This window comes from Mesorhizobium sp. WSM4809 (genome assembly GCF_055811655.1).
In genome coordinates, this window is record NZ_JBVVQW010000008.1 from 137,898 (window position 1) to 161,728 (window position 23,831).

At 61.6% G+C, this 23,831-nt stretch carries 25 protein-coding genes; 14 read left to right on the forward strand and 11 right to left on the reverse strand.

The features are described from left to right. Window positions 1-2: 2 nt before the first annotated feature. The 7 genes from AC0L24_RS20975 to AC0L24_RS21005 form a co-directional block, all read right to left on the reverse strand. Window positions 3-362: a hypothetical protein gene (locus AC0L24_RS20975; RefSeq protein WP_127809669.1), complete on the reverse strand. Its 360-nt coding sequence runs from the start codon at window positions 360-362 to the stop codon at window positions 3-5. Next, window positions 362-1,582, reverse strand: coding sequence for an NRAMP family divalent metal transporter (locus AC0L24_RS20980; protein ID WP_367226945.1), 1,221 nt, complete (start codon window positions 1,580-1,582; stop codon window positions 362-364). Before AC0L24_RS20980 ends, AC0L24_RS20975 begins: the two co-directional genes overlap by 1 nt. Beyond that, the gene (locus tag AC0L24_RS20985) at window positions 1,579-1,962 is read right to left on the reverse strand and encodes a hypothetical protein (RefSeq protein WP_245481900.1); all 384 of its coding nucleotides are present in this window, start codon (window positions 1,960-1,962) and stop codon (window positions 1,579-1,581) included. Before AC0L24_RS20985 ends, AC0L24_RS20980 begins: the two co-directional genes overlap by 4 nt. Window positions 1,963-2,191: 229 nt before the next feature. Further along, complete coding sequence (locus AC0L24_RS20990; protein ID WP_127395836.1) at window positions 2,192-2,422, reverse strand: hypothetical protein; 231 nt, start codon at window positions 2,420-2,422, stop codon at window positions 2,192-2,194. An 83-nt stretch (window positions 2,423-2,505) separates the two neighbouring features. Beyond that, entirely contained in the window at window positions 2,506-2,724 is a 219-nt protein-coding gene (locus tag AC0L24_RS20995; protein ID WP_013533184.1) for a hypothetical protein, read from the reverse strand. Window positions 2,725-2,728: 4 nt separating this feature from the next. Beyond that, a complete protein-coding gene (locus tag AC0L24_RS21000; protein WP_127395837.1) occupies window positions 2,729-2,947 on the reverse strand; it encodes a hypothetical protein in 219 nt (72 codons plus the stop codon). Next, window positions 2,944-3,210 (reverse strand): hypothetical protein, encoded by a 267-nt coding sequence (locus tag AC0L24_RS21005; RefSeq protein ID WP_027036323.1) that lies wholly within the window; start codon window positions 3,208-3,210, stop codon window positions 2,944-2,946. Before AC0L24_RS21005 ends, AC0L24_RS21000 begins: the two co-directional genes overlap by 4 nt. Window positions 3,211-3,525: 315 nt before the next feature. Between AC0L24_RS21005 and AC0L24_RS21010 the strand changes: the two genes are divergently transcribed. Continuing rightward, complete coding sequence (locus AC0L24_RS21010) at window positions 3,526-4,311, forward strand: SDR family NAD(P)-dependent oxidoreductase (protein ID WP_128288818.1); 786 nt, start codon at window positions 3,526-3,528, stop codon at window positions 4,309-4,311. 74 nt (window positions 4,312-4,385) lie between these two features. Next, window positions 4,386-5,564 (forward strand): zinc-dependent alcohol dehydrogenase, encoded by a 1,179-nt coding sequence (locus AC0L24_RS21015; protein ID WP_128288817.1) that lies wholly within the window; start codon window positions 4,386-4,388, stop codon window positions 5,562-5,564. 427 nt (window positions 5,565-5,991) lie between these two features. Here AC0L24_RS21015 and AC0L24_RS21020 read toward each other — a convergent pair whose 3' ends face one another. Continuing rightward, entirely contained in the window at window positions 5,992-6,372 is a 381-nt protein-coding gene (locus AC0L24_RS21020; protein ID WP_127272254.1) for a response regulator, read from the reverse strand. Then, the gene (locus tag AC0L24_RS21025) at window positions 6,369-9,479 is read right to left on the reverse strand and encodes a CheR family methyltransferase (RefSeq protein ID WP_128288816.1); all 3,111 of its coding nucleotides are present in this window, start codon (window positions 9,477-9,479) and stop codon (window positions 6,369-6,371) included. The genes AC0L24_RS21020 and AC0L24_RS21025 overlap by 4 nt, the downstream gene beginning before the upstream one ends. Before the next feature lie 334 nt (window positions 9,480-9,813). Here AC0L24_RS21025 and AC0L24_RS21030 point away from each other — a divergent pair, with 334 nt between their 5' ends. Beyond that, entirely contained in the window at window positions 9,814-10,407 is a 594-nt protein-coding gene (locus AC0L24_RS21030; protein WP_164895670.1) for a response regulator, read from the forward strand. A 107-nt stretch (window positions 10,408-10,514) separates the two neighbouring features. On the opposite strand, the gene AC0L24_RS21035 is transcribed toward AC0L24_RS21030, so the two are convergent. Next, window positions 10,515-10,787: a hypothetical protein gene (locus AC0L24_RS21035; protein ID WP_023809470.1), complete on the reverse strand. Its 273-nt coding sequence runs from the start codon at window positions 10,785-10,787 to the stop codon at window positions 10,515-10,517. Window positions 10,788-10,995: 208 nt separating this feature from the next. Between AC0L24_RS21035 and AC0L24_RS21040 the strand changes: the two genes are divergently transcribed. From AC0L24_RS21040 to AC0L24_RS21080, 9 genes are all read left to right on the forward strand, one after another. After that, the gene (locus tag AC0L24_RS21040) at window positions 10,996-12,102 is read left to right on the forward strand and encodes an NAD-dependent epimerase/dehydratase family protein (RefSeq protein ID WP_127809664.1); all 1,107 of its coding nucleotides are present in this window, start codon (window positions 10,996-10,998) and stop codon (window positions 12,100-12,102) included. Further along, a complete protein-coding gene (locus AC0L24_RS21045; RefSeq protein WP_127396822.1) occupies window positions 12,099-13,172 on the forward strand; it encodes an NAD-dependent epimerase/dehydratase family protein in 1,074 nt (357 codons plus the stop codon). The genes AC0L24_RS21040 and AC0L24_RS21045 overlap by 4 nt, the downstream gene beginning before the upstream one ends. Then, complete coding sequence (locus tag AC0L24_RS21050) at window positions 13,169-14,461, forward strand: TIGR04295 family B12-binding domain-containing radical SAM protein (RefSeq protein WP_127396821.1); 1,293 nt, start codon at window positions 13,169-13,171, stop codon at window positions 14,459-14,461. The genes AC0L24_RS21045 and AC0L24_RS21050 overlap by 4 nt, the downstream gene beginning before the upstream one ends. Further along, window positions 14,446-15,546 carry a glycosyltransferase family 4 protein gene (locus tag AC0L24_RS21055; RefSeq protein WP_473564124.1) on the forward strand — a complete coding sequence of 367 codons (1,101 nt, stop codon included), beginning with the start codon at window positions 14,446-14,448 and terminating at the stop codon, window positions 15,544-15,546. The genes AC0L24_RS21050 and AC0L24_RS21055 overlap by 16 nt, the downstream gene beginning before the upstream one ends. Window positions 15,547-15,548: 2 nt before the next feature. Beyond that, window positions 15,549-16,679 (forward strand): CgeB family protein, encoded by a 1,131-nt coding sequence (locus tag AC0L24_RS21060; protein ID WP_128288171.1) that lies wholly within the window; start codon window positions 15,549-15,551, stop codon window positions 16,677-16,679. After that, the gene (locus AC0L24_RS21065; protein WP_127809661.1) at window positions 16,676-17,770 is read left to right on the forward strand and encodes a CgeB family protein; all 1,095 of its coding nucleotides are present in this window, start codon (window positions 16,676-16,678) and stop codon (window positions 17,768-17,770) included. The genes AC0L24_RS21060 and AC0L24_RS21065 overlap by 4 nt, the downstream gene beginning before the upstream one ends. Then, window positions 17,767-18,870, forward strand: coding sequence for a CgeB family protein (locus AC0L24_RS21070; RefSeq protein WP_127809660.1), 1,104 nt, complete (start codon window positions 17,767-17,769; stop codon window positions 18,868-18,870). The genes AC0L24_RS21065 and AC0L24_RS21070 overlap by 4 nt, the downstream gene beginning before the upstream one ends. Window positions 18,871-18,893: 23 nt before the next feature. Further along, window positions 18,894-19,940, forward strand: a complete 1,047-nt coding sequence (locus AC0L24_RS21075) for a UDP-glucuronic acid decarboxylase family protein (protein WP_127398875.1) — start codon at window positions 18,894-18,896, stop codon at window positions 19,938-19,940. Window positions 19,941-20,034: 94 nt separating this feature from the next. Beyond that, window positions 20,035-20,220, forward strand: a complete 186-nt coding sequence (locus tag AC0L24_RS21080; RefSeq protein WP_127809659.1) for a hypothetical protein — start codon at window positions 20,035-20,037, stop codon at window positions 20,218-20,220. A 9-nt stretch (window positions 20,221-20,229) separates the two neighbouring features. On the opposite strand, the gene AC0L24_RS21085 is transcribed toward AC0L24_RS21080, so the two are convergent. Then, entirely contained in the window at window positions 20,230-21,972 is a 1,743-nt protein-coding gene (locus AC0L24_RS21085) for a hypothetical protein (protein WP_127399008.1), read from the reverse strand. 155 nt (window positions 21,973-22,127) lie between these two features. On the opposite strand from AC0L24_RS21085, the gene AC0L24_RS21090 reads away from it, so the two are divergent. Together AC0L24_RS21090 and AC0L24_RS21095 are read left to right on the forward strand one after the other, a co-directional pair. Beyond that, complete coding sequence (locus AC0L24_RS21090; protein WP_127809658.1) at window positions 22,128-23,231, forward strand: inositol-3-phosphate synthase; 1,104 nt, start codon at window positions 22,128-22,130, stop codon at window positions 23,229-23,231. Beyond that, entirely contained in the window at window positions 23,228-23,827 is a 600-nt protein-coding gene (locus tag AC0L24_RS21095; protein WP_127809657.1) for a histidine phosphatase family protein, read from the forward strand. The genes AC0L24_RS21090 and AC0L24_RS21095 overlap by 4 nt, the downstream gene beginning before the upstream one ends. The last annotated feature ends 4 nt before the right edge of the window (window positions 23,828-23,831 follow it).

Consider the following 23,831-nt stretch of genomic DNA (forward strand, 5'->3'; position numbering starts at 1 on the left):
CATCAAGCTCCCGGAATGCGCCCGATGACATGGTCGCGCAACCAGTCCTGCCAGGCGAAGATCGACGTTTCTCGCACGTCGATGTCGAACTCGATATCGATGCCGATATCTTTCACCTTCTGCCAGGCGATCCGATGCGGCTCGCCATGTTGCCTGCCACCCAGCTTGACCGCGAGCCGCGCTATCCAGCGCCCAGGCCGTGCGCCGAGACGACGCGCCAGGGTGATGGAGCCGAGCTCGATCGCAATGATCCGAGGCGGCTTGCCGGGCCGCAACTCCGCCACCAACCCGTCGACCTTGCCGATCTTGACCTGCTCGCGGTCGACCACCTGCTTGTCCAGGAGATCACGCAGCAACTTCATCATGTGCCTCCGAATATCTGCAGCGGGATAGTCACCACCGCCAGTACGAAGCCGAGCGCGATGATGAAGATGACGGCGGCATTCGACAAAATGCCATTGCGATGCTCGCCGACATAACGTTTGTCGTTCAGCAGAAACAGGAAAGGAACGACCGTCAGCGGCAGGCTGGCTGCCGTCAGCGCCATGGAGAAGATGGTGAGCCTCAGCGGATCGAGACCAAGCGCGATGGGAATAGCCGCCAAAAGCAATGATATCGTGTAGGTGGCGCTGAAACCCGGATCGTCGCGCGGCTTGCGATCCTCGCCCCAATTCCAGCCGAAACCCTGGGCCACAAGATAGGCCTGTTGCAACCCGACCTCTAGTGCGGCGCCGAAGCAGGCAATGCCGAGGGAGGCAACAAACAGCACGAAGCCCCAGAAGCCGAATATAGGTATCAGCATCAACGGCAACTGGTGATAGTCATCCACTTGGGTGACGCCATGCGTGGCGAGCACGAGAGCGGCCACGATCAACACGCCGATCGAGATGGTCCCCCCGAAAGTCATGCCCAACCCCGCTATGGCCCGATTGGCTCCGAGATAGCTTTTGTCCCACCGGTCCTCGATGGCCCCCGAGGAATAGAACATGAAGAGGTAGGGCGATATCGAGGCGCCGAGAATGCTGACCGCCATGAACCAGTAATTGGCGGCATCGTGGACCGGCAGCGAAGGCACGGCGCCCCTTGCGACTGCCGTCCAATCGGGTCTCAGCATCACCGCTCCGACGACGAAACACAGCGTCACCAGACCGAGAATAGATACGCCCTTCTCGATGAAGCCGAACGTGCCTTTCCAAAGCAGCAGCCACGCCAACAAAGCCACCGGCAGTGCCCACCACTGGAAGCCTATGCCGGTGGCAAATTCGAGTGCAATGGCGACGCCGCCGATCTCGGCGGACAGCACCAGGAAATTGACCAGCAGGGCGGCAAGCAACGGCCATAGAAAGACGTTGAAGCCGAATCTCTCGCGGATACCGTCGGAGATTGTGTGATGGCTCACGGCCGCGAACCGGCCGGACATTTCGACAAGGAAGATGATGCAGATGGTGCCGAGCACCACCGCCCAGATCAACTGGAAGCCAAACATCGCGCCTGCCTGCGCCGCCGTCGCCATGGACCCAACTTCGAGGAAGCCGCCGACGCTGGTGACGACGCCGAGGGATATTTCCATGAGCTTCTTCATGGCTTTGGCGCGAAATAGTTGGCGTAGGCGGTAGCGAGCGAACGCGACGCCAGCCGTAGATCCTGTTGCGCATCTTGGACTTCCGGCCGGTCGCCCGCCTGCAATCCGGCCTCTGCACGTGCCACCGCGACCGACAAATCGTTGACTGCCTTCGTCAGCGAAGCTTGCTCGGCGGGTTCACTGGTTTCGGCGGACCGGATTTGCGCCCCGGCATCGGCAAGCGTCTTGCCGATCGATTGCAGCGTACCCGCCGTGTATGCGGTCGGCGCCGCCCCTGCCGCCCAGGCGTCCAGCGCCATCAACACGGTCTGCGATGCGGAGGCCGCTGTTCGTGATTGCTGCTCGATCTGATCGGAAGATGAGCATGCCGACAACATCATCGACAGCAAGCACAAGCAGTCGAGCCTGAGATAGCGGCGTCTAACGATCAAATCAGGCGTTTGGTGCGCCACCGAATAGTCTCCCCCGACCCAACAAAACCGTGGCCGGCGTAAATCTGATCTAGAGCATTCGTCGGGTCCGTCAACGACCGCGCCCGCCGATCCGGAGCACGAGGCGGCGAGCCAGGTCCCGATCGGTTTCAATTGCCGCATCAGCGTAAGCTGAAGGTCAGGCGGGGCGATCCCCGTTCGGAGCGTCTTGGATTCTGTATTCGTGAATGAGGCCGAGAACCTGAGTTCTGACTGTGTCGCGCGCGTCGGGCTGGATGAAAAACATCAGCCGTTCGACCGCTTCAACGACTGCTTCGGGCAGATCCGAACCCGCATCGGTGAATTCGCTGCCATGCTCGTACATGTTGTCCGTCAGTTTCTTGTCGAGGTCGGAAAGAATGCCCATCATCCACACTCCAGATCCGTGCTGTATCGAACTCACTTCGGCACCGTCACCGCGACGTCGCCTCGCCTGTTGCTGCCGGCCGTCGATCACTGCTGCCCCGGCATTTCCGTGTTTTCCCTGGGATTTTTCTGGACGCCGGCAGCCGGGGCGGTATCCGCGGGGGCATTGCCGCCCTGGTTCTGCTCCGGCGCGCGTTTCAGCGGCGAGGTCTGCCAGCCCATATCGACGTAGAAAAAGCCCACGACGAAACCGACAATGATGACCGCCGCTATCACCAGCGAGATTATTGCGTTGCGTCGCTCCATAGGCCTAGCCACCACTTGGCTTGGGAGATGCCGGCTGGGTTGGCTGCGTACCTTGCTGGTCGCCGCCGGTGCTGGTCTGCGGCGTCGGGTTGGTGTCCGTCGTGGGATTCTTGTCGACGGGCTGGCTGTTCGTAGTATCCGTCTTGGACTTGGCTGGATCGGCATTGTCGTTGCACCCCGCCAAGGCGAGCAATGCCGCTGACATCAAGAACACTCCCCTCATGCTGATTTCTCCTGGCTGAGTCCGGGCGAAGCCGCCTGCCAATGACCTATCCGGTCGAACCGCACCGAGAGCCCCTGTTTGACCGCGCTTCTAGCCAGCAAATGGTCTAGCTCGGCGTCTTCGATCGGACTTCGTACGACTTGGCGAATGGCCTTGCAGGCAAGTTCCGTCGAGACGAAATCATATCTCCTGCTCCTGGCGACGACATATTGTTCGACCAGCATTTTCACGCGCCTGAGCGCGATTTCTTCGGCGTATTGCATTTTATTCCTCCTGCGCCCCGAACTGCCGAACGGGTTTGTTGTTCCCTCCTGGATCTCAAAACATCACCGTCGCCATCACGAAAAGCCCGCGCCTCCCGGACAGGGCACGCGCGGGCTGGACCAGGCTGAGGGGACCCGATCATGCAGCATCAAAAAGGGGGAGCAACGACGCTGCACGGACATCGAACTCGCATCGACCTGAGTTGTTCCACCTCTCCACGCCGCATCGTTCATGGCTCGGATGGCCGCGCATCAACCCGCACGGAACAATCAACCCCGATAGTGGTTCGGCCGAAGCGAGGTTCGGAGGACGTGATGAAGAATGAAAAGTTGGCCGTGGTGACGGGCGCCTCAAGCGGCATCGGCAAGGAACTCGCCAAACTGTGCGCAAGGGACGGCTACCATCTGATCATAGCCGCTGACGAACCTGCGATCCGGCAGGCCGCCGAGGCGCTCGGTTCGCATGGTGTGACTGTCGAAGCCATCGAGGCCGATCTGGCGACCGAGGAAGGTGTCGATCGTTTGATCGCCGGGATCGGCGATCGCGATGTCGACCTGTTGTTCCTGAATGCCGGACGTGGGCTCGGCCGTGGTTTCGTCGATCAGGATTGGAAAAAAATCCGCCGCATCATCGACACCAACATCACCGGGACCGTCTATCTCGCGCATCAACTCGGAGCCAGGATGGCACGCCGCGGCCGAGGCCGCATCCTCTTCACAGGATCGATCGCTGGTTTCATGCCCGGCACTTTCCAGGCGGTCTACAACGGCACCAAGGCATTCATCGATTCCTTCTCGATCGCACTGCGTCATGAGTTGCAGGACACAGGGGTCACAGTCACCGTGCTGATGCCCGGGGCAACGCAGACGCGGTTCTTCGAACGCGCCGAAATGATGGATACCAAGGTCGGCACCGATGAAAAGGACAATCCCGCCGATGTCGCCAAAGCAGGCTACGAGGCGATGATGGACGGTGAGGAACAAATCATCAGCGGTTGGAAGAACAAGCTGCAGGTCGCCGCAGCGCATGTGACGCCGGCAGGCACGCTGGCCGAACAGCATCGCAAGATGGCCGAGCCGGGTTCAGCGTCCAAAGACTGACCTTCGGCCTTCAAGCAAACCAAAAAAAGTCCGGCAGAGTCTTCTGCCGACCTTCTCCAAGCAGGAGCACCATCATGAAAGCGCTCACATGGCACGGCAAAGGCGACATTCGATGCGACCAGGTGGCTGATCCCACCATCGAGGATGATCGCGACGTCATCATCAAAGTCACCTGTTGCGCCATATGTGGCTCGGACTTGCATCTGATGAACGGATATATGCCGACGATGAAGTCGGGCGATGTGCTCGGACACGAGACGATGGGCGAGGTCGTGGAAGTCGGCAGCGGCCATTCGAAGTTTAGAAAGGGCGACCGCATCGTGGTGCCTTTCAACATCTCATGCGGCGAGTGCTGGTTTTGCCAGAAGGGGCTGTTCTCGCTTTGCGACAGGTCCAATCCCAATGCCAAGCAGGCTGCCGAAGTGATGGGACAATCCCCGGCTGGCCTGTTCGGCTATTCGCATCTGGTGGGCGGCTATTGGGGAGGGCAAGCCGAATATCTGCGCGTTCCTTTCGCCGACGTCGGTCCGATAAAGGTGCCCGAGGGAATGGACGACGAACAGGTGCTGTTCCTCTCCGACATCTTTCCCACCGGCTATATGGCAGCTGAAAACGCCGGCATTGAGCCAGGCGAAACCGTCGCCATCTGGGGTTGCGGTCCGGTTGGTCAGTTCGCCATCCAGAGCGCATGGATGCTCGGCGCCGGCCGCGTCATTGCCATAGACAAGGTGCCGGAGCGGCTGGTGATGGCTCGCGAGCACGGCAAGGCCGAGACGCTCGACTTCAGCAATTCCGATATCTACGACGCTTTGATGGCGATGACCGATGGCCGCGGTCCGGATCGCTGCATAGACTGTGTCGGGACCGAGTCGGATCCCGCCGCCAGTGCCGACTCCATGCTCGACAAGGTCAAGGCTGCCGTCTATCTCGGCACCGATAGGCCGCATGTATTGCGCGAAGCAATCTACTCCTGCCGCAAAGGCGGCACCATCTCGGTGCCCGGCGTCTATATCGGCCTCGTCGATCATATTCCGTTCGGCGCCGCCATGAACAAAGGACTGACCTTCCGGATGGGTCAGACGCACACGCAACGCTATCTCGAACCGCTCCTCGCCATGGTGCAGAAGGGCGACATTGATCCCTCCTTCGTGATCACGCACCGGGCAGACCTCGAAGCGGGACCGGACCTCTACAAGACGTTCCGTGACAAGCAGGATGGCTGCATCAAGGTGGTAATGCGACCGCATGGCTGAGATGTCGGCATCTCGCGCGGGGTCCACCTTGCGCGGATTCCCGCCAAGGATAGCACCGACGCTGCCGAGGCACCTGGAACTTTCGACCGTGGCGGCGGTTGACCCGCAGAATAAACTCAGGGCGACGAGACTGTCGTGCCCGCCCGCTGCGAAGGAAGCTATCGCCATGAGCAATGAGAATTCCACATCCAAACCCAGCGTCCGGTCTCCGAACGCCGATGCTCTGCCGCACCCGAGACGGGACGCCAGTGACACGGATGCCGGTGCCAAGCCGCTGACGCCGAAAACCGCCGGCACGTCCCGGCCATCGGCCCCGCCGCTGGACAATCCGGTTGCCAATCGAAACGCGGGGCGGCCGCGTCAGGCGAGCACCACGCCTAGGCCGACGGACAAGCCCCCTGGACTGATCGAAACCGGCCTCTTGAATTCATAACGAGTGTTTGTCGGGACGAAGCGATGCCAGGTCGGCCAGGGTGTTGAGAAGTGCAGCGTCGCCTGCCGGCTTCGGCACGAATTTGCAGTTTCGGAAGGGTGTGGGAACGTCGCGCGGCCCAAATCCGGTCATGAAGGCGAAGGGGATGCCGCGAGCCAGCAATGTTTCGGCCACGGGCAGACTTGTTTCACCGTTCAATTGAATGTCCAGCAGCGCCACGTCGGCTTTGCCTGCATCGATAAGCTGACGAGCCGCGGCGGCCGACGAGACCGGGCCAATCACCGGATAACCCGCCGCACGCAGGCGTGACGCGATGTCTTCGGCGATCAGCCATTCGTCCTCGACCACCAGAACGCGCGGCTTGTCGTCGCTCACGGCGCCTCCTTGTGGTTTGCCGGAAACGCGATCTGGACGCTGAGGCCGTCCTTGTGGAACGCGGTTTCGACGTGGCCGCCGAGCCTGTAACCGATTTCTCCCTGCAATAGGGTCAGGCCAAAGCCGTTGTCCAACGGCGCCTTTACAAGAGGGCCGTCCTTTTCTCGCCAGCCAAATGTGAAACTGTCGTCCTCGATCGACCATTGCACACTGACCTTGCCATCGGTTTTTGACAAAGCGCCGTATTTGGCCGCGTTGGTGGCCAGTTCATGAATGGCCATACTCAGGGAAAGCCCCTGTTGCGGACCTAGTTTGACATCCTCGCCATCGAGTTCGATCCGCTCGATGCCGAATGGTTCGAGCTCCTGCTGGAGCAATTCCCTGACCGAGGCTTCCTTCCATCTCTCCCGGGTAAGCAGGCCGTAGGCCCGCGACATGGCATGCAGGCGACCGATCAGCGCGTCCGCGAACTCCTCCTTCGTATCAGAACTTTCCCGCGTGCGGCTTGCAATGCTGGCAATCACCGCAAGCATGTTCTTGACCCGGTGGTTGAGTTCCGAGATGAGCACCTGTTGATGCTCTTCCGCCTGTGCCAGCGTGGTGACATCGACAAGTGTCACCACCACGCCCTGGATCCTGTTTCCCTTGTCGCGATAGGGATTGATGCGGACCATGTGGAACAGGCCCCTGGCATCGCGTGCCAGATGGTGATTCAGGATCTCGCCCGTCTCGAACACCTTGTCGATGTGCTGCTTCAACTCGGGATAGTCGAGTTGGCTCGACAGATCCGTCAGCGGCCGGCCGACATCGGAGGGGCGCAGGCTGAAGAAGGATGACGCCGCCGGCGTGAAGGTGCGGACTACAAGGCTGCGGTCGAGGAAAATAGTCGCGATGTCGGTGCTTTCGAACAGGTTGCGCAGATCGCCGTTGGCGTGGTCGAGCTCTTCTATCTTGGCCGTCAACTCGGCGTTGATCGTGTTGAGCTCCTCGTTGAGCGACTGCATCTCCTCCTTCGAGGCTTCGAGTTCCTCATTGGTGGATTGCGCCTCCTCATTGACGGAGACGAGTTCCTCGTTCGACGATTTGACCTCCTCCAGCGCGGTCTCGTATTCCTCGATCGTCGATTGCAGGCGCTCTCTGGTGTCGCGCAGTTCCCTCTCGAGATCGGCGGTGGTGTCACTGTCACGGCTGCCGCCACCTTCGTTGGACCGGGCCTGGGTCGGCCCCGACGGTTCGAACAGGACGAGATAAAGCGGCTCGCCATTGCCGCGTTCGGCGAGGGGCTCGATCGTCAGCCTGATCGGCTGGACCCGTTCGTCGTCTTCCTCCACGGTCAGGTTTTCCCGCACCACTGTGCGGCGTGTGGTCGTCGCTTCGCGCAGTGCGGCGCGGAGGTCCAGCCGCAGCCCACGCCTTGCCATCGTCAGCAACTGCCGGCTGGGAATCCCTTGTGACGCTTCGAGATATCTGCCGGTCCTGGCCGAATAATAGACGACATCGCCGTCGGCGTTGACCAGGACATGCGGCGGCGCGAATCGTTCCAGCACCTGCGCCTCGACCGCCTGCCGCATGGGATAGCCGACAAGTCCCTTCTTCGAGACGGCGCTTTCCGATGGGAAGAGGTTGGAATGGCTTTCCCCGAGCAGGGCCGGCAGTCTGATGTGCGGTGAGGCATGCTCCCGCGCCTGGAAGATGCGATGTTTCTTGTCGATGGTGGCGAACAGATCGTCGTGCTGCCCGACGCTTTCTGAGGTGCCGAGGAAAAGGTAACCGCCCGGCTTCAGCGCATAATGGAAGACAGGGATGACGCGGCTTTGGATGATCGGGCCGAAATAGATCAGCAGATTGCGGCAGGAGACCAAGTCCATGCGCGAGAAGGGTGGATCGCGAATGACGCTGTGCGGCGAGAAGATGCACAGTTCGCGTATCTCATTGCTGAGGACATAGCTTTCGCCATCGCCGTTGAAAAACCGCTGTTTGCGTTCGGGAGAAAGACCTTGCAGCAAGGCTTCCGGATAGCGTGCCGCCCGCGCCACCGCCAGCGCCGGCTCGTCTATGTCGGTGGCGAATATCTGGACGCGCGGAACGACCGTAAGCGTCTCCATGTGTTCGCGCAGCAGCATGCCGATGGAGAACACCTCCTCGCCCGTGGCGCATCCGGGAACCCAGACCCGGACAGTGTCGCTGGCTGTCTTGCCTTCGAACAGTTGTGGTACGATTTTTCGCTCGAGCAACTCGAAGGCATCGGGGTCGCGAAAGAAGTTGGTGACATTGATCAGCAAATCGCGAAAAAGGTTCATCACCTCGCGAGCATCCTTTTTCAGCCAGTCTATATAGCCGCTGATGGAATGGACCTGGGCGATCTGCATGCGTCGCTTCACGCGGCGCAGGAACGTCTTGGTCTTATAGCCCGAGAAGTCATGGCCGGAGTGGCTGCGCAGAATGGCGTAGATTTGTTCTCGCACCTTGTCGATGTCGGGCGTTTCATCGCCATCGTCTTCCGCCAACCCGTCCAGCGTGTCGAAGCCGCGGGCGAAAGCCTCCAGCTTCGCCCCGATCTCCTCGGCAGTCACTGCGACATCGACGAGCCCACTGGCAATAGCGCTCTGCGGCATGTCGGGATTGCGCGGCCCGTAGCCGTCCGGCGCTTGCGCGACGATAAACCCGCCCCGCTCCTTGATGGCCTTGGCGCCCAGGGTTCCATCGGAATCACCGCCCGACAGGATAACGCCGACGGCATATTCGCCCTGGTCTTCACCCAGTGCGCTGAAGAAGATATCGATGGGCTTGCGCTCCTGGGTAAGCCCATTGGGCCGACGCAGGTGCAGCACCCCCGATTCAATGGCCAATGTCACGTTTTGCGGCATCACATAGACGTGGTCAGGTTGAACCACCGTGCCATCCTCGACCACCGAAACAGGCATCTCGGTGTAGCGGCTGACAACCTCATGCAACAGACTCTCCCTGTTGGGGCTGAGATGCGTGATGATGACGAACGCCATGCCGGGCTGGCCGGTCACGCCCTTGAAAAGGCCCTCCATCGCGGGAATGCCGCCCGCGGACGCGCCTATGCCCACGATGGGAAATCTAGTCGATCGGGCAGTCACGGCATGTCCCCCTTTCGCCGACCCGACATGAAGTCTCCTCAAGGCCGGATCGAACAGGACACAACCATATAGCGCGCAAGACGGATGGAACAAGACGTCAGGGATGACGTTGAACCCGATATCAATGGTGGTTCAATGGCAAAACGATCTGCTGACATAAAACTCCCGACGCCGGTGGTATCAGGAGCGCCTGGATCGCTCGAAGGTTCCCATGCGGGGCCCGTCCCGGATCGCATGCTGACGCTTGCGAAACGGTTGCAGGCGGCCTTGGATGACAGAATTCGCAAAGCAAATCCTCTGCATTCTAATCTCCGTTCCAAGAAAGGATGACGACGTGCGCGACCTGCGGGGGCTGCATATTCTGATAGTCGAAGACGAATGGACGATGGCGGGAGATCTTGCGCGGTTTTTCAGCAATATGGGCGCCATAATCCTTGGTCCCGCTGCAACCGTCGAACAGGCTTCCAAACACACCGGGACGGCCGAAGCTGCAATCCTCGACGTCAATCTCAATGGCCGACGCGTGTTTCCAATCGCCGATGAGTTGATGCGCCGGGGTGTCCCCTTCGTGTTCTTCAGTGGCGATGACGACATCGCCATTCCCGATCATCTCCGCTACGCCAGCAATTTGCGGAAATCCTCGGGCAGCCAGGCGGTGTTCAACGCACTCTTTCCCCCGCAGGCATCCGGGCGGGCGACCCCCGGACCGGACCCGTCCGACGACGTCTTCGCGCTTTTGCCCAAACTGCGACTTGCGGCGCGCCTTTTGCTGGGAGACGTCGACGCATCGGATCGGCTCGTCGAGAGGACGCTCGAGCAAGCGATCCGGGATGTCGACCGCAGACAGCTTGGTCAATCCACTGAAAACTGGCTCAACGGCATCATGCGAGAGATGGCGAAAACCCGCGGCGCAAAACTGATGCATTAGTTTTACCTTCCAAGGCCTCTCAGGCTGAAGTTCCAAGCCCCGGGGGCGTCATTGTTCACCACATCTCGAAAACTTGGCCGTACAGATAGGCCGCTTGACCGGCGTCATCAGCCCTTCTGATTGCGCTCGACGAATTTGTTGAAACGGCTGGCTTTCCCCTCACCGGTCTTGGCCTGATACAGAAAGGCCAGATCATTCTCGTCGAATATCCGGAAGAACTCGTCCCATTCGATGGGCTCGAATGCTTCCTCGGGCTCGCCGAAGTCGATCCGCAGTATACCGCCCTCGCCTTTGGTGCGCACCACCGCCGGCCGGCCGTCCCGCTCCTCGGCCCATTTGCGAATTTCGTCATGGTTGGTGGTCGTTTGCGACTGAGACATTGAAATCTCCTTTGATCGGCGTTGCCACATGGGACGCGCGGGCTGTCGGGCGTCCTAACAGCACAAGGGCGTCAATGTTCCAGCACAGCGCGGTGATCGCGGCGCCGGCTCCCAACGAAGCCGGCCAAAGGAACTTTGTTGAAGCAAAGGGAACAAACCTTTTGCCGAAAAGTTCGGGGCGCCGAGGTTACTTGTCTGAGGAGTCGTCGTGAAACGCATATTGGTTACAGGAGGCTGCGGCTTCATCGGCCGGCATGTCGCACAGGAACTCGTCGAGCAGGATTATTCGGTTCGCATCCTCGATGCCTTGCTGGAGCAGGTGCATGCGGGCGAAGCCGTCGCGCTTCCCGCCGGGACCGAGCTGATCAAGGGCGATGTCCGGGACCGGGAGGCGGTCGCCAATGCGCTGGAAGGCGTTGACGCGGTCATTCATCTGGCGGCGGAAGTCGGCGTCGGACAATCGATGTACGAGATCGCGCGCTATGTCGGCGCCAATGATCTCGGCACCGCAACGCTGCTCGAGGCGCTGATCAAGCACCCGGTCGAACGGATCGTCGTCGCCTCGTCGATGAGCGTCTATGGCGAAGGGCTCTATGCAACGCCAGACGGCCGGCGTATCGACAATGCTCGGCGCAAGGCAAGCGACATCAGGAGCGGGCAATGGAACCCGCTGTCGCCAGGTGGAGACGCCCTCTCGCCGCTGCCGACGGACGAAGAAAAGCCGGTCGATCTCGCCTCCATCTATGCGCTGACAAAATACGCCCAGGAACGCGCCGTGCTGATCTTCGGCGAGGCCTATGGCATCGATGCGGTCGCGCTGCGCCTGTTCAATGTCTTCGGCGCCGGCCAGGCGTTGTCGAATCCCTATACCGGCGTGCTGGCCAACTTCGCTTCGCGTCTCGCCAACGGCCAACGGCCAATGATCTTCGAGGATGGCGAACAGAAGCGCGATTTCGTCCATGTGCAGGACGTCGCCCGCGCCTTTCGCCTTGCTCTGCAGCAACGCCAGGCAAAGGGTCATGTCATCAACATCGGCAGCGGCCGCGCCTACGCGATCAGCGAAGTCGCGCGATTGCTGGCCGAGGCCATGGGGACACCGAACCGCTCGCCGGAACTGCTCGGCAAAGCCCGCTCCGGCGATATCCGCAACTGCTTCGCTGATATTTCCAAGGCCCGTGAGCTGCTCGGTTTCGAGCCGGTGCGGCAACTGGAGAATTCGCTCGGCGAGTTCGTTTCCTGGGTGCGTAACACGTCCGCCGTCGACCGCGGCGCCGACATGAAGCGCGAGCTCGAAGAACGCGGGTTGGTCTCATGAACACACGCAATCGACGCGACGCGCCGGTCGCCATCATCGGCGGCAGCGGCTTCATAGGATCGAACCTCGCCGACAGCCTGTTGTCGGATGGCGAGCCGGTACTGGTGATCGACAATCTCAGCCGTCCGGGCGTCGAGCAGAACCTTGAATGGCTGGCGCAAAAACACGGCGGTCGCCTCACGGTGGAGACGGTCGACGTGCGAGACGCCAACGCCCTGGCGCCTGTCTTGATGGTTTCGAAGGCAATTTTCCATCTGGCCGCGCAAACCGCCGTCACCACAAGCCTGGTCCAGCCGGGCGAGGATTTCGACATCAACCTTCGGGGAACGTTCAACGTTCTGGAGGCGGCACGACTGAGCGGCGAGCGTATCCCGGTGATCTTCGCCAGCACCAACAAGGTCTATGGCAGCCTGCCTGACGTCGCGGTCCGCGAGGACGGCGATCGCTATGTGCCTTGCGACAGCGTCATCCAGGCGCACGGCATCAATGAGGCTCGGGGCCTGGACTTCTGCACGCCCTACGGTTGCTCCAAAGGCGCGGCGGATCAGTATGTGCTCGACTATGCCAAATCTTACGGCATGCCGACGGCGGTGCTGCGGATGAGCTGCATCTATGGACCGCGCCAGTTCGGAACCGAGGATCAGGGCTGGGTCGCGCACTTCCTGCTCAGCGCGCTGACGGGACGCCCGATCACCATTTACGGCGACGGCAGGCAAGTGCGCGATATCCTGCATGTCTCCGATGCCGTTGCCGCCTACAGGGCCGTGCTCGATCGCATCGAGACCACCAAAGGCCAGGCATTCAATCTTGGCGGCGGCCCGGAAAATGCGGTCAGCCTGCGCAGGCTGTTGAGCGAGATTCGTAGCCTGACCGGCCATGAGCTTTCAATCCGCCATGATGGGGAACGCACCGGCGACCAGCCCTTCTTCGTCGCCGACACCCGCAAGATCAAAACCGCGCTTGGCTGGATGGCCCATGTTTCATGGCGCGAAGGCGTCCGCGACCTCGCCGACTGGCTGCAGCGCCATCGGCTCGAGCCTCGCCCTGAAGCCGTGAGGTACGTCGCATGAAAATCGCTTTGGTAAACCCATTCTGGACCTACGACGACAGCATCTATTTCGGCTGCCGCCAACCACATCTGCCGCTGGAACTCGGCTATTCGAAGGCCCTGCTCGAAGCCGCCGGGCATGAGGTGCTGATGCTGGATGGGCAGTTGCAGAAGCTCGACAATTCCGGTCTCTGCGAGCGGGTGGCTGATTTCGCCCCGGCTATGACCGTCGTCAGTACCGCCCCGACCTATCTGTTCTGGCGCTGCGCACCGCCGGAATTGCGTGTGCCGGCCGATTTCCTCAACCGTCTCGCCGGGCGCGGTGGACGCACGGTCGCGGTCGGGCCGCACGGCTCGGCGACGCCCGCGCCGACCTTGCGCAAGCTCGGCGTCGACATCGTCGTGCGCGGCGAATGTGAAGAAGTCGTCGAGCAACTTGCCCGGCGCGACGATTGGAGCGCCGTGCCCTCAACCGCTTATCTGCGGGATGCCAGGGTGGTTTCGAACGGCGGCGTCCACGCCAGCTCGTTTGCCGACCATCCGCCACTCGAATGGCCAGCGGACTGGATCGCAGCCCATTCGCATCACCATCACAGGTTTGACGACAATCAGGTGGGGTTCGGTGCGGAAGTCGAGGCATCGCGCGGCTGTCCCTACAATTGCAGCTTCTGCGCCAAGATCGATTTCCGTGATGCCTATCGCCGTCGAAACCACGAAGCGGTGGTGGCGGAGATCGATCGGCTGATTGCCCAAGGTGTCGGCTACATCTACTTCATCGACGAGATCTTCCTGCCGCAAAAAGCGTTGCTGGAAGCCTTGGTCGATCGCGACGTGAAATTCGGCGTACAGACCCGCATCGATCTGTGGAAGCCCGAGCTGCTGGAATTGCTGGGCGCCGCGGGCTGCGTCTCCATCGAGGCCGGTCTCGAAAGCCTGACCGTCGAAGGTCGGGCAATGCTGGCCAAGCGCTGCCGGCTGGGTACCGAGGAACTCGCCGCGCTGCTCGTCGATGCCAGACGTCACGTTCCATTCGTTCAGGCCAATCTGATCGGCGTGGTCGAGGATGATCCCGCCCTGGTCGAGCACTGGCGAACCCACCTGATCGACCACGGCGTATGGGCTAACGAACCTGTGCCGCTTTATCCGTATCCGAGTTCGCCCAGCTACCGCGAGCTTTGGGGCGAACCCGACGACCTTGCTTGGGAACGCGCCCATGACCACTACCTCGCATCTTTCCAGAAATTCAGTGACATCCAGGAGAGGCGGCCGCGGCCGCTGGCGGAACTGGAGGCGACATGTTGCGGACACTGACGCCGCGCTCGCGGCGCATCCTGATGACCGTCGATGCCGTGGGCGGCGTATGGCGCTATGCCCTTGATCTGGCAGGGGAACTTGTGAACGGCGGCGACAGCGTGGTGCTTGCCGGCCTCGGTCCGCAACCGTCAAGGCAGCAGGCCGAGGAGGCGGAGGCTTTCACGACGCTGATCTGGTTGAATACGCCGCCGGATTGGATGACCAGCAGCGGCGGCGACCTCGACGCGCTGCCGCGGGAATTGCTTGCGCCCATGCGCGACCACGCCATTGACCTAGTCCATTTCAACGCGCCGACGCAGGCATCGGGATTCGATGCGCCATGCCCAGCCGTGGTGGTCTCCCATTCCTGCGTGACGACATGGTTCCACGCCGTCAGGAAACAGGCGGTGGATGGCGCATGGGCCTGGCAGAAGGAGCGCAACAGGCGCGGCTTGGATCGGGCCGACGCAGTCATCGTGCCGAGCCGCAGCCATGCCGACATGCTTGAGACCTGCTATGGCCCGATCGCGCGTCTGAGTGTGGTCGGAAATAGTGCAAGTCCGGTGCCGAAGACCGAAAAGCGCCAACCGCTCGTCTTCGCCGCTGCCCGCTGGTGGGACGAGGGCAAGAATGCGGCGGTGATCGACCAGGCCGCGTCGCTGACGCAATGGCCCGTTTTTGCCGCCGGTTCGATGCACGGTCCCAACGGCGGGCGTACCAGCTTCAGCTATGCTGTTCCTCTGGGAGCACTGCCGTCTCACGAGGTGCGCTCCTTGATGGCGCGCGCCGGCATTTTCGTGTCGCCATCAATCTATGAGCCATTCGGTCTGGCCGCGCTGGAAGCTGCCATGTCGGCGACGCCCCTGGTGCTTTCCGACATCGCAACCTATCGCGAACTATGGGACGGGGCCGCGATGTTCTTTGACGCGCGCAATTCGCACGACCTCGCTGCCTGCCTCAATCGTCTCTCCACTGATGCCGAGCTCAGGCGAGAGCTCGGTCAGGCAGCCATGCGACGAAGCCGCCGGTTTACACTGGCCAGGCAAGCGGCGGCCATGCGAGGCGTCTACGACAAGGCGGCCCTGGCCATGGCGGGGCGCTGACCATGCGCTTTCTGTTCTACACCCACTCGGTCGTTTCCGACTGGAACCACGGCAATGCCCATTTCCTGCGCGGTATCATGCGGGAACTGGTCGCGCGCCGGCACCAGGCGGTCGCGCTGGAGCCGTCCGACGGCTGGAGCCGTTCGAACCTGCTGGCTGAGAAGGGATCCTTCGCCATCGAACGCTTCCGCAAGGATTTCCCAGAACTAATGCCGGTGACCTATGATGCCGGGTTCGATCACGAGGCCTGGATCGCTGAGGCCGACGTTGTGATCGTTCATGAGTGGACGGATCCGGAGCTTGTCGCACGCATCGGCCGTGCCCGGGCCGCTGGCGGCAACTTCATCCTTCTGTTTCATGACACCCACCACCGGGCGGTATCGGCGACCGAGGCAATCTCGGCGCTGCGGTTGGAGCACTATGACGGCGTTCTCGCCTTTGGCGAGGCCTTGCGCGAGAGCTATCTGCGCGCCGGCTGGGGCAAGCGCGTCTTCACCTGGCATGAAGCCGCGGACGATCGCCTGTTCAAGCCACACCCGGAGATCCACCCCACGTCCGATCTGGTCTGGATTGGAAACTGGGGCGACGATGAGCGGACCGCCGAACTCAAGGAATTTCTGATCAAGCCGGTGCGCGATCTCGGTCTCGATGCCACCGTGCACGGCGTACGCTACCCCAAGCCCGCACTTGCGGATCTGGCCACCGCCGGACTGCGCTATGACGGATGGATCGCCAATGCCGACGTGCCGAAGGCGTTCGCCGCGCATCGTGTCACCGTCCACATCCCGCGGCGCCCCTATCGTGAGGGTTTGCCTGGAATTCCGACGATCCGCATGTTCGAGGCACTCGCCTGCGGCATTCCGCTGATTTCAGCACCATGGTCCGATGTCGAGCAGCTGTTCAGGCCCGGCGTCGACTTCCTGTTCGCCCACAATGGCTCGCAAATGCGGCAACACCTGCGGGCGGTGTTGGCCGATGCGGATTTCGCGGCTTCCCTGGTGACTTCGGGTCTCGAGACCATCCGCTCGCGGCACACCTGCCAGCACCGCGTCGACGAGTTGTTCGGCGTGCTCATGGAATGCACAACCGAACATACCATCAACAAGACCACCGCAAAGGAAGCCGCCGCATGAAGATGGCATTCTATGGATCGAGCCTCTTGTCGTCCTACTGGAACGGTGCCGCGACCTACTATCGCGGCTTGCTGAAGGCGCTTGCCCAACTGGGCTACGAAATCACCTTCTATGAGCCCGACGTCTACGACCGGCAGAAGAACCGCGACATCGAGGCCCCTGACTGGTGCACTGTGGTAGTTTATGAAGCGACCCAGCACGCGTTGATGCAGGTCGCGGCACGCGCCGCCAGCGCCGACATCGTCGTCAAGGCGAGTGGCGTCGGTTTCGAGGACGAGGCGCTGCTGCGCGCCGTTCTCGACCATGCCCGCAGCGACGCGCTGGTGGTATTCTGGGACGTGGACGCTCCGGCAACCCTTGCCCAGTTGCGCGACGAACCGGACCATCCGCTCCATGGCGCCCTGCAAGAAATCGACCTTGTGCTGACCTATGGCGGCGGCGACCCCGTCGTCTGGGCCTACCGTGCCATGGGGGCGAACGAATGCGTGCCGATTTACAATGCGCTCGATCCTCAAACGCATCACCCGGTCGCCAGCAATGCGCGTTTCGCTTGCGATCTGGCGTTCCTCGGCAACCGGCTGCCGGATCGTGAGGCGCGTGTCGAAGCATTCTTCCTCGATCCCGCAAGCCAGTTGCCGAAACAGCGCTTTCTGCTCGGTGGATCGGGCTGGGGGGACAAGCCGCTTCCCGCCAATGTCGGCTGGCTCGGTCACGTTGGCACCCGCGATCATAATGCCTTCAACGTCACTCCCAAGGCCGTGCTGAACATCAGTCGCGACAGCATGGCCGTAAACGGTTTTTCACCGGCCACGCGTGTCTTCGAGGCAGCCGGCGCCGGTGCCTGCCTCATCACCGATGCGTGGCTGGGCGTGGAACTGTTCCTGAAACCAGGCGAGGAGATCCTGGTGGCGCGCGACGGCGGCGATGTCGCCGAGATCATGCACTCGCTGACCTCCAGTCGCGCAAAAGCAATCGGCCAGGCCGCACTTTGCCGCGTGCTGGCCGACCATACCTACGCGCTGCGGGCGGACGTGGCCGATGCCGTCTTCAAACGTCATTTCGAGCAGGGGACCGTGGAGGCAGCGGAATGACCAAGCAATTGGACATCGTCTTTCTCGGCCTGTCGCTGTCCTCGTCCTGGGGAAACGGCCACGCCACGACGTTTCGAGGCCTGCTGAAAGGTCTGCACGAACTCGGCCACCGCGTGACCTTTCTGGAGCGCGACGTGCCGTGGTACGCCAACCACCGCGATCTGCGCGATCCGGATTTCTGCGCCTTGCGCTACTACGAAACCACAGCGGAATTGCAACGCGACTACGCCCGGTGCCTGGAGCAGGCCGACATCGTCGTCATCGGCTCCTTCGTGCCGGAAGGGCGCGTGGTCATCGACATCGTCGCTTCATTTTGCAAGGGGCGCTTCTGCTTCTACGACATCGACACGCCGGTAACCGTGGCGCAGCTTTCAGCCGATGATTGCGATTACCTGAGCTGGCGGCAGATTCCGTATTTCGACGTCTACTTCTCGTTCACCGGCGGGCCGATGCTTGGCCGTCTGGTGGAGGAGTTCGGCGCGCGCCGCGCCGAACCGCTCTACTGCTCGGTCGACCCGGAACGGCACCACCGGACCGGCGATCCGATCCGCTGGGATCTCGGCTATCTCGGCACCTACAGTGCCGACCGGCAGGCAACGCTGAACGCGCTGCTGCTCGAACCAGCACGGCATATGCCGGACCGCCGTTTCGTCGTAGCCGGCTCGCAATACCCATCCGACATCATCTGGCCGGACAATGTCGAACGCATCGAACATTTGCCGCCGGCCGATCATGCCGCGTTCTACAGCCGTCAGCGTTACACGCTGAACGTCACACGCAGTTCCATGATCGCTGCCGGATGGTCACCCAGTGTGCGCCTGTTCGAAGCGGCTGCTTGCGGCACGCCCATCATCAGCGATCGCTGGCCAGGGCTCGACAGCTTCTTTCCCGCATCGGCGATCCACAACGCCGGGGAAACGGACGATGTCATCGAAATCCTCTTCGGCGAGTCCGAGCGCACACGCCTCGCCATGGCCCGCCGGGCCCGCGAACGCGTCCTCGCATCCCACACCGGTGCGGCCAGAGCCCGCGAATTCGTGACGGCGTTGACACAGCCAAGGGCGGCGGCCCTCAATTTCGACATCGGAAGCGCAGCATGACCGGCATACAGGAGAAAACGACGATGCGACAAAAAAGAAACGCGCAAAGGGCAAAGGCAGTGCTTGTTGCCGGCGGTGCGGGATTCCTCGGTTCGCATCTTTGCGAAGCATTGCTCCGCGACGGCTGGCGCGTGATCTGCGCCGACAATTTCCTGACTGGGCGCATGGAAAACATCATCTCGATCATGGATCAGCCGGGTTTCCGATTGATCGAGCAGGACATCTGCCGGCCATTGGATCTCGGCGAGCCCGTGGATCGCATCTACAACCTGGCATGCGCTGCCTCGCCGCCGCGTTACCAGGCCGACCCGATACACACCACGCGAACCTGCGTGATCGGCACGCTCAACCTGCTCGAACTCGCTGTCCGATATGGCGCGCGGCTGCTACAGGCCTCGACGAGCGAAGTGTATGGCGATCCGGAGCAACATCCCCAGAGGGAGGACTATGTTGGCCATGTGAACTGCACCGGCCCACGCGCCTGCTACGACGAGGGCAAGCGCACCGCCGAAACGCTTTGCTTCGACTATCTTAGAGCCGGCAAAGCCGACGTGCGCGTCGCGCGCATCTTCAACACCTACGGTCCGAGAATGGATCCGGCGGACGGCCGCATCGTCTCAAACCTGATCATGCAGGCGTTAGAAAAACGTCCTCTGACGATCTTCGGCGACGGCTTGCAAACGCGGTCCTTCTGCTATGTCTCCGATCAGATCGATGGATTGAGGCGACTGATGGATATCGATCCCAATCCGGGCAAGCCGGTCAATCTGGGCAATCCCGGAGAATTCACCATCGTGCGACTGGCGGCACTGGTGAAGGCGATGACCGGCACCAAATCGGATTTGAGATTTCTGCCGCTGCCGCAAGACGATCCTCGGCGCAGGCAGCCCGATATTTCGCGTGCAAAAGCGCTGCTCGGCTGGACGCCGAAGGTGCCCCTCAATGAAGGGCTCAAGCTGACGATCGATTATTTCGCGGCGCTCGAAGGCAGTCGCATCGGCGATCAGATGACAGGCTTTGCCAAAAGAGCGAGGCCGGCATCCGGCGGGCTACAGAACCTTCCGGCGTGATGCGAGACGGCCGCCGAATCTTTCCCGAGATCGCGCGGAACATCCGCCCCAGCTTGTGGTTCGGTGGGAGGACCAGATACGGAGGATCATCCTCATGCAACCCAAGCGACCCACGAGGGATATCGACCAGATGGCCGAACGCGAGACGGCTGCCTATCTGCGGCGCGCCTCGATCACCTATCTCGAGTGCTGCGTCAGCTTGATGATGACGCATCTGCAGCGCGAGGAAGTGGCCGCTATTCTCGAGAAGGAAGCAGACATGCTGCGAAGGCTGGACTGATCGGAACGATCATATCAGGCATTCGTCCAGGAATCCTATCAGTCGCATCCTATATCGGTCTGCCGTCGCGGCGAGCCTTGCTTTTTCCCGGCCATTTTCGGATTGCGCAGCCGTGCTCCAGAGCCCGAGCTGGAATGCCAAATAGCACGGTTCGAAAAAGCCGATGTGGCAGTTGTCGATGGCAAGCTTCATTCCTTGGACCAGGGTCCTCACATCGCTGTCGGATAGCCCGTACTCGACACGGGCGCCGGCAATGTCCCACTCTATTGGCTGGCAGCCGATCAAATCGTGTGCCCGGCAATGGTCGACGGCATCTGTCTTAAGCACCCTGCCGTCGGCGCGAACGAGAAACTCCCATGGTTGGAGCTTTCCATCGATTTCAACGCGCTGCAGCCCGCTCGCGGGGGCCTGTTTCGAGAGCCAACCGCGCAAGGCTGCCGCGCGTTTTTCGCCCAAGGCTTCCGACGTATTGGAAACAGCCATCTCCGCGAGTGCAAGCAATGATGCACCCGGTTCGCAAGTTCGAAGATTGAGCGCACGCCAGGCCAGGTAATTTGTGAACTCCGCGATCAGTCTTTCCCTGGGTAGCGGCGCCTGATCCATCGTGGTGCCGTCAATCCACCGTTCAACCAGAAAGCCATGGCAAAGCGCGACAACTTGCGATCCGAACTCGGCTTCATGCAACATCGTCGCGGTTCGTTTCTTGCGCCGTCCGGTTTCGCCGAGGCCCGCGAATTTGACGAGCCAGCGGTCACGCCCGGCGGACGCCAGGAATTTACGCCGCTCGGTACCGCGAGGGCTCGGCGGCCAGCGCCCTTCGTCGGCGTAGTGGGCGGCCCGCCACTCGCCGCCAGATAGCTCGGTCAGGCCTAATTCCGGCCTGCCGACCGCCTCGGCCACCCAATCGCGCAACGTGGGAATTTTCGAGCTTTCGGAGAAGGTGCATTCAAACGCCGTCGCCACATGCTTCGGACAGCGCGACCATGTCTCCCGAGCCTCCCGCGACGCTTCGATGCCCGGGCCGCCTGAATGGCTGGGAAACAGGTGAATGCGGTCCGTATCGATACCCAGTTCACGCAGCCACATGATAACGGCATGCATCGAACTGCCGGACAGGCCAGGACCCTCGTCGACAACGGCGAAACGCGCCGACGGATTGTTCATCCAAGTGGCGATCGACTGCGGATCGGCGTTGATATACCTGCGGAAGGGATGGCCGATCGGGCGAACGCTGAACGGTGCCGGCGCACCAATCGAGGCCGCCACCATAGCTGCCAGCCCGAGGCCGATGCTGCGGACGCCGATCACACATGTGTTCGCATCGAGACCCGACTTCTGCGCCGCGTCCAAATAGCTTTCGGGATAAAGCGCATAGTGCGCATAACCCTCGGCAGAGCCGGTCACAACCTCGGCCTTGCAGTCGAGCCCGGCCAGCTGTTTGAGAAGTCCCGGATCGATGCCACCGCCGACGCCGAAACCGCTTTGCCACGACTTCGCCACCTCTGCCGCAAGTCCGACCAACAACCTGGCGCCTTGCTGTTGTCGCGGCGAAAAGATGTCGATGCCGCTGGTTTGGAAATCGACATCGGCAAGCGCCTGAACCAGCTCCGACACGCTGATGAATAGTCCGACCAATGCAGCATGGCGTTGGACGCCATGAGACATCCGATCCAGGCTTTCGGCCATTTCGTTTGCTGCTTCCCGAAGCTGCTCTGCGCTCTCGGTCTGCCTGTGGTCGCCGTAGACGATCATCGATCGGTTTTCCAATGTTGCCGTGCGGCAACGCATCGAATGCAGCTTCGATCCATGCAGTCTCGCGCAATTTTTCGATGGGCGGAGGAACATTCCGGCACGCTGATGGTTCGGCGCCAGGAACTTACCTTTGAACAACATAGGGTGGCGGTTTCGTGGGATCGAAAAAGGTTCGTGTTGGTATCGTTGGGGTCGGCAACTGCGCATCCTCCCTGGTGCAGGGCCTCTCCTTTTATCGTCACGCGAAAAGCAACGAACCAATCCCTGGGCTGATGCATGCCGACCTAGGCGGCTATCATGTCGACGACATTGAGATTGTCTGCGCATTCGATGTCGCCAGGAGCAAGGTTGGCCGCGACGTCGCGGAAGCGATCTACGCCGCCCCGAACAACACGTTCCGCTTCGCCGACGCGCTGACAACCGGCGTTCGCGTCGAGCGCGGGCCGACGTTGGACGGGATCGGTAAATATCTGCGCGACGAGATTGAAGAAGCTCCGGATCCCGTAGCCAATGTCAGCGAGATCCTGCGCGACAGCAACGCTGACGTGCTGGTTTCCTACCTGCCGGTGGGTTCTGAGGAGGCAACTTGCTTCTATGCCGAATGCGCGCTCGAGGCCGGCTGCGCCTTCGTCAATTGCATACCAGTTTTCATCGCCTCACGCCCGGAATGGCGCCGGCGCTTTGAGCAGCGAGGACTGCCGCTGGTCGGCGACGATATCAAGAGCCAGGTCGGCGCGACCATCGTGCACCGGCTGCTGGCCAATCTCTTCCGCGAACGCGGCGTACGCATCGACCGCACCTATCAGCTGAATTTCGGCGGCAACACCGATTTTCTCAACATGCTGGAACGCGAGCGGCTGGAATCGAAGAAAATCTCGAAGACACAGTCCGTGGCCAGCCAGTTCGATGTTCCCCTGGAGCCAGGCAATATCCACGTTGGGCCCAGCGACCACGTACCGTGGCTGACCGATCGCAAGTGGGCCTATATAAGGGTGGAAGGCACGACTTTCGGCGGCGTGCCGCTCAACGCCGAGCTCAAGCTGGAAGTCTGGGATTCGCCCAACTCGGCCGGCGTGGTGATCGATGCGGTACGCTGCGCCAAACTGGCGCTCGATCGCGGCATGGCCGGAGCGCTGACCGGTCCCTGCAGTTATTTCATGAAGTCGCCTCCCGAACAGTTCACCGACGCCGAAGCGCGGCAGCGCACGCTTGCGTTCATCGCCGGCAAGGACGAGCCTTTGCTCGATGCCGCGGAATGACGACGACGACCTTCTTTCTGATCCGCCATGCGGCACACGACAATGTCGGCTCCTATCTGGCAGGCCGTATGGACGGCGTTTGCCTCGGGGATGCTGGTAAGGCGCAGGCAACGCAGCTTGGCTGCCGCATGGCCCGGGAGCCGATTGCAGCGATCTTGTGCAGCCCGCGCGAGCGGACCCGGGAGACGGCCCTGCCAATCGCGCTCGCCTGCGGCGTCGGGGAAATCGCGATCTGTGCCGAACTCGACGAGATCGACTTCGGCGACTGGTCGGGAAAGACCTTCGATGAGTTGAGCGGCAACGCCGGCTGGCGAGCCTGGAACGACCAGCGGCAGGAGGCCAGGACACCAAACGGCGAAACCATGCTGGATGTCCAGCAGCGCGTCGTCGCGGTGATGAACGCTGTCCACGAGCAGCATCAGAATCAGTGTGTCGCCCTGGTCAGCCACGCCGATGTGATCAAGGCCGCCGTTTGCAAAGTCCTTGGCTTGCCGGCCGGCGACTGCTTTCGCTTCGACATCGATCCCGCCTCGATCACCACGATCGTGTCGGGCGACTGGGGGGCGAAGCTGATCCGATTGAACGAAGTTGCCTGACGAG

What these genes read in the sequence shown, in the direction of transcription:
- AC0L24_RS21080 (WP_127809659.1), top strand. Translation starts at nt 20,035, where the DNA reads ATGCAACCCAAGCGACCCACGAGGGATATCGACCAGATGGCCGAACGC.
- AC0L24_RS20975 (WP_127809669.1), bottom strand. Translation starts at nt 362, where the DNA reads ATGAAGTTGCTGCGTGATCTCCTGGACAAGCAGGTGGTCGACCGCGAG.
- AC0L24_RS20985 (WP_245481900.1), bottom strand. Translation starts at nt 1,962, where the DNA reads ATGATGTTGTCGGCATGCTCATCTTCCGATCAGATCGAGCAGCAATCA.
- AC0L24_RS21060 (WP_128288171.1), top strand. Translation starts at nt 15,549, where the DNA reads ATGCGCTTTCTGTTCTACACCCACTCGGTCGTTTCCGACTGGAACCAC.
- AC0L24_RS21045 (WP_127396822.1), top strand. Translation starts at nt 12,099, where the DNA reads ATGAACACACGCAATCGACGCGACGCGCCGGTCGCCATCATCGGCGGC.
- AC0L24_RS21085 (WP_127399008.1), bottom strand. Translation starts at nt 21,972, where the DNA reads ATGATCGTCTACGGCGACCACAGGCAGACCGAGAGCGCAGAGCAGCTT.
- AC0L24_RS21065 (WP_127809661.1), top strand. Translation starts at nt 16,676, where the DNA reads ATGAAGATGGCATTCTATGGATCGAGCCTCTTGTCGTCCTACTGGAAC.
- AC0L24_RS20990 (WP_127395836.1), bottom strand. Translation starts at nt 2,422, where the DNA reads ATGATGGGCATTCTTTCCGACCTCGACAAGAAACTGACGGACAACATG.
- AC0L24_RS21035 (WP_023809470.1), bottom strand. Translation starts at nt 10,787, where the DNA reads ATGTCTCAGTCGCAAACGACCACCAACCATGACGAAATTCGCAAATGG.
- AC0L24_RS21050 (WP_127396821.1), top strand. Translation starts at nt 13,169, where the DNA reads ATGAAAATCGCTTTGGTAAACCCATTCTGGACCTACGACGACAGCATC.
- AC0L24_RS21095 (WP_127809657.1), top strand. Translation starts at nt 23,228, where the DNA reads ATGACGACGACGACCTTCTTTCTGATCCGCCATGCGGCACACGACAAT.
- AC0L24_RS21055 (WP_473564124.1), top strand. Translation starts at nt 14,446, where the DNA reads ATGTTGCGGACACTGACGCCGCGCTCGCGGCGCATCCTGATGACCGTC.
- AC0L24_RS21010 (WP_128288818.1), top strand. Translation starts at nt 3,526, where the DNA reads ATGAAGAATGAAAAGTTGGCCGTGGTGACGGGCGCCTCAAGCGGCATC.
- AC0L24_RS21075 (WP_127398875.1), top strand. Translation starts at nt 18,894, where the DNA reads ATGCGACAAAAAAGAAACGCGCAAAGGGCAAAGGCAGTGCTTGTTGCC.
- AC0L24_RS20995 (WP_013533184.1), bottom strand. Translation starts at nt 2,724, where the DNA reads ATGGAGCGACGCAACGCAATAATCTCGCTGGTGATAGCGGCGGTCATC.
- AC0L24_RS21015 (WP_128288817.1), top strand. Translation starts at nt 4,386, where the DNA reads ATGAAAGCGCTCACATGGCACGGCAAAGGCGACATTCGATGCGACCAG.
- AC0L24_RS21000 (WP_127395837.1), bottom strand. Translation starts at nt 2,947, where the DNA reads ATGAGGGGAGTGTTCTTGATGTCAGCGGCATTGCTCGCCTTGGCGGGG.
- AC0L24_RS20980 (WP_367226945.1), bottom strand. Translation starts at nt 1,582, where the DNA reads ATGAAGAAGCTCATGGAAATATCCCTCGGCGTCGTCACCAGCGTCGGC.
- AC0L24_RS21005 (WP_027036323.1), bottom strand. Translation starts at nt 3,210, where the DNA reads ATGCAATACGCCGAAGAAATCGCGCTCAGGCGCGTGAAAATGCTGGTC.
- AC0L24_RS21070 (WP_127809660.1), top strand. Translation starts at nt 17,767, where the DNA reads ATGACCAAGCAATTGGACATCGTCTTTCTCGGCCTGTCGCTGTCCTCG.